The 3,428-nt window shown below is 64.9% G+C and carries 4 protein-coding genes and 1 pseudogene; all 5 read right to left on the bottom strand.

Translation table 11 applies throughout. The annotated features are described in order from the left end of the window. Positions 1 to 127 precede the first annotated feature (127 nt). The gene (locus YU9_RS45190; protein ID WP_063623800.1) at positions 128 to 751 is read right to left on the bottom strand and encodes a UPF0149 family protein; all 624 of its coding nucleotides are present in this window, start codon (positions 749 to 751) and stop codon (positions 128 to 130) included. Beyond that, entirely contained in the window at positions 748 to 2,304 is a 1,557-nt protein-coding gene (locus YU9_RS0138080; protein WP_027577379.1) for an IS66 family transposase, read from the bottom strand. The genes YU9_RS45190 and YU9_RS0138080 overlap by 4 nt, the downstream gene beginning before the upstream one ends. Positions 2,305 to 2,354: 50 nt before the next feature. Further along, a complete protein-coding gene (gene tnpB / locus YU9_RS0138075) occupies positions 2,355 to 2,708 on the bottom strand; it encodes an IS66 family insertion sequence element accessory protein TnpB (RefSeq protein ID WP_027577378.1) in 354 nt (117 codons plus the stop codon). Next, a complete protein-coding gene (locus YU9_RS0138070) occupies positions 2,705 to 3,166 on the bottom strand; it encodes a transposase (protein ID WP_063623798.1) in 462 nt (153 codons plus the stop codon). The genes tnpB and YU9_RS0138070 overlap by 4 nt, the downstream gene beginning before the upstream one ends. Before the next feature lie 22 nt (positions 3,167 to 3,188). Then, a pseudogene (locus YU9_RS49640) lies at positions 3,189 to 3,428 on the bottom strand (hypothetical protein); the annotation flags it as partial.

Raw genomic sequence — 3,428 nt, 5'->3', positions numbered from 1 at the left:
GATCACGACGACCGTATAATGCGATGGATCAAGGGCTCGCCCCGCGCCGATGAGACAATCCAGCCGATGATGCGTGCTGCCGATTGCACATAACCGTAACCGGTATGAGCTCCCACGTCTGCGGTGATCAGCGGGCGCGTGCGTAGCGGATCGGCATCCAGTATTGGCGCATGGCCTCGACGGCCACTGGAATATCGGCGTGGGCGTTACGCAGAAAGTCGGCGGTCTCGCGGCCGCTTCGCGGTGATCCGAGCATCGGATGACCCTGATCGTCGCGACAGTGCAGCAGGATGGGCAGCAGCAGGGCATGATTGACGTTGCTGATATCGAGCAACGGCGCCCACGCCGACAGCCTGAGCCGCATCGCGGCATAGAAACCTTGGCACCAGGGACGCGGATCGACGGCGCCATTAATTTTGCGGCGGTGCATCGGCTCGAACTGGCGAGGCGTGGTTGAAAGAATCTGGCTGATCTCGTTATGGCGCAGCGCGACGGCGGAAATCGCCGCGAATTCGGGGGTGCCGCCGTGGTTGAAAGCATCGGCATCGATGGCGAGCAGCGGGCAGATCCAGTCGAGCGGGCTCATCGACACCGGTCCGGCCACGATCGCGGCGACGTAGCCGTCCAGCATGGGGAGATTGGTGGCGGCAGGATGCTGATCGACGCGAACCTGGAGCCATCGCTCGAGCTCCTCAAGCGGCATCGCGGCGGCCGCCATCGACGACGATGCTTTATGGCGACGTGGGCTCATGCGGCGGCTTGTGCGATGCGCTCACGGGCCGCCTTCCAGTTCCAGGCGAGGAGCTCGTGCAGCTGATGGCTCTTGGTTCGCCCGGACACGATACGCTCCAGCACGTCGGCCAAGTAGGCCTGCGGATCTAGATCGTGGAGTTTTGCAGTGTTAACGATCGACGCCAGGATCGCCCAGCTCTCAGCACCGCCTTCGCTGCCGCTGAACAATGAGTTGCGTCTTCCCATGGCAATCGGGCGCATGGAACGCTCGACTGTGTTGGAGTCAACTTCGACGCGACCGTCGCGGAGGAACAGCGTCAGTCCATCCCAGTGATTGAGCGCATAGTTGATCGCCTCTGCCAGCTTCGACTGTGAGAAGAGCTGGCCGACCATCTCGGTCAGTCGCGTCTTGAGCGCCGCCATCAACGGTGCGCTCCTGGTGCGCCGGGCGGCCAGCCGCTGCTCGGCACTGCTGCCACGGATCACTGCCTCGATGGCATAGACCGCCTGCAGGCGTTCGATCACCTCGCGCGCGAACGGCGACTGGGTCGTTTTGTAGACCTCGACGAATTTGGGTCGGGCATGGGCGAGGCAAAAAGCGAGCTCGATCGCGCCACCATGGCCGCGGGCGAGCGCCTTGTAGGCGGCATAACCATCCACCTGCAGAATGCCGGAAAAACCCGTCAATTGTCCGGCGATCTCCTCGGTGCCGCGGCCGTCGGCGAACACGTAGGCGACCGCCGGCGGCGCAGGGCCACCCCATGGCCGGTCATCCATGGCATGCGCCCAGAATTGGCAGATGCGGGAGCGATGTCGTCCGGGATCGAGCACGGGCATCGGGGTCTCGTCGCAGAACACGCGCGGCGAGGCCCGGATTGTGCGCAGCTGGAGCTCATAAAGGCTCTTGAGCCACCAGGCCGCACGCTTCACCCAGCCGGCAAGCGTCGCCCGGTCGAGATGAACGCCCTGGCCGGCCAGAATCTGCACCTGCCGACACAGGGGCAAATACCAGGCGAACTTCGAGACCACCACGTGAGTCACGAGCGCGGTCGAGGCCATGCCGCTCTCGATCAGGCGCGGCAACGCCTTCACCTGGACCATGCCATCGGTGCAGCTGCGGCAGCCGTATTTGGGACGGATCGTGCGCAGCACCCGCAAGATCGCCGGGATGATGTCGAGCACCTCGCTGACGTCCTCGCCGATCTTGTGAAGCTGACCCTGGCAGCGCGGGCAGGCGGTCGTATCCGGCTCTAACACCTGCTCGCAGCGCGCCAGGTGCTTTGGGAGCGCGCCGATGTTGCGGCGCGCCTTCTTGCGCGCCTTGCCGGCCGGCTTCACCGCAGGCGCATCGTCGGCGGGCGCAGGCAGCGTGGCGTCGGCCTCAAGATCGCCCAACTCAAGCGCGAGCTGCTCGTCCACGAGGCCCGCAAGCCGTTCCGAGCGCTTCCCGAAGATCATCTCCTTGAGCGTCTGCATCGCCACACGCAGCTTCTCGTTCTCAGCATCAAGCGCGAGCACCATCTCGGTCAGAGCCACCGGATCGGTCGGGAGAGCGTCGGGGCGAATCGCCATGATCGAACGATACATGCGCGCGCTACACGCTCCAGCGAAATCCTCCTCTCTCAGCCGACAACGGCCGGCTGCTTCACAGGCTTGGGTGAGACACGCGTCCACTCAAGCCCGTCGAGCAGCATCGCGAGCTGCGTCGCACTTAGATGCACCACGCCGTCGCGGATCGGCGGCCAGGTGAAACGCCCTTGGTGCAGCCACTTCGTCACCAGCACCATGCCGCTGCCGTCCCACGCCAGAAGCTTCACTCTGTCCATGCGTTTGCTGCGGAACACGAAGACGTCGCCGCAGTACGGGTTCGCGCGCAGCGCTTCGCTCACTAGCGCCGACAGCGTGTGCACCGACTTGCGGAAATCGACCGGCTGTGCCGCCAGCACCACCTTGAGGTCAGACCGCAGCGCAATCAACGGATGCCCCGAAGCGCCGATAGCACCGTCGAAAGCGTCGCCAGCTCCACTCCTGGCTCGACCCGGATGCGCGCCCCGCCCACCTCGATCTCGATCACCCCGCAGGCCTTGGTCGGCGGCGCGGCGATCTCCAAGGGCCTCGCCTGTGCCGACGAAATACACCCGGCCTCGCCAGCCGCCCCGCCGCCACTCTCGGCACCAATTTGGATCGGCACGAAGCTCGGCGCCTTGCCGGCCACCGCCGTCGCAACCTGGCGTCGCCACACCGTGAGCAGCCCGCGGGAAACGCCATTGCGCCGCGCCACCTCGGAGATGTTCGCACCTTCCTCAAAGCTCTCCGCCGCGATCCGGGCCTTCTCCTCGCCCGTCCACCGCCTCCGTCGGCGCTCCCCAGTGATCACCTCGACGCGATGATAGAAGTCACCTTCCTGCCTGGCATCAAGCATGGCATTTGCCATCGCTTCACCTCCACCGATCAGCTCATGCCAGGCTGTATCGCAGGCGAACCTCGCAATGGCGAGGTGGGGGCCTCATGCCGATTGCACATAACCCGAAGACCACTGGCTTCGAGCGATCGTCGAGCGAGCCGTGAACGACATAGGAGATTTGCAGATCCTCGATGGCGTCCCCTGATTCGAGCGGCAAGCGCCCAAGCGATGCGAGTTGATGCGGCGCGTCGATCCAGCCGGGCGCGAGCGGTGGATGCGCCATTTCAGAACT

This window comes from Bradyrhizobium sp. WSM1743 (assembly GCF_000473065.1).
Classification (GTDB): domain Bacteria; phylum Pseudomonadota; class Alphaproteobacteria; order Rhizobiales; family Xanthobacteraceae; genus Bradyrhizobium.
This window is presented reverse-complemented; position numbering and strand designations above follow the sequence as displayed.